General features: G+C 64.7%; 1 pseudogene. It reads right to left on the bottom strand.

What is annotated here, in order from left to right:
- Positions 1-781, bottom strand: a pseudogene (locus BSZ39_RS12965) (IS256 family transposase); the annotation flags it as partial.

Below are 781 nucleotides of genomic sequence, written 5' to 3' on the forward strand. Positions count from 1 at the left end.
CTTCCGCCGCCAGTCGGGTCAAGCGACCGCGTGACGAGATACAGGCACTTGATCGCGGCGGCCTCATTCGGGAAGTGCCCGCGCGCCCGGACGGCACGCCTGTACCGGGCGTTGATCGACTCGATCGCGTTGGTGGTGCAGATCACCCGCCGGATCTCGACGTCGTACTCGAGGAACGGCACGATACTGCGCCCAGGAACTGCGCCACAGATGCACGATCGCCGGGTACCTCTCGCCCCACTCGGCGGCGAACTCCTCGAACCGATCCTTTGCCGCCTGCTCCGACGGGGCCGTGTAGACCGGCTTGAGAGACTTCACGATCGCGTCGCGGTGCTGCCGGCCGGCGTAGCGGAACGAGTTGCGGATCAGGTGCACGATGCACTGCTGGACCACCGTTTGCTCCCAAGTCGTGTTGATCGCCTCCGGGAGACCCTTCAACCCGTGGCAGACCGCGATGAGCACGTCCTGGACACCCCGGTTCTTCAGCTCGGTGAACACCTGCAGCCAGAACCTCGCACCCTCGGCACCATCACCGGCCCAGATGCCGAGGATGTCGCGTTCCCCGTTCACGGTGACACCCATCACGACATAGAACGGGGTGTTCCTCACCTGCCCGTCACGGACCTTCACGACCGAATCGCGTCGACGAAGATCACCGGATAGATCGCATCCAGCGGCCGGGAGGCCCATTCGGCCAGTTCCCCGATGACTTTCTCGGTGATCCGGCTGATCGTGTCCTTGGAGACCTTCGCCCCATAGACCTCGTCGAAGTGCGCGGCGA

Origin of the sequence: Bowdeniella nasicola, assembly GCF_001907295.1 — a bacterium.
GTDB classification, from domain to species: Bacteria; Actinomycetota; Actinomycetes; order Actinomycetales; family Actinomycetaceae; genus Bowdeniella; species Bowdeniella nasicola.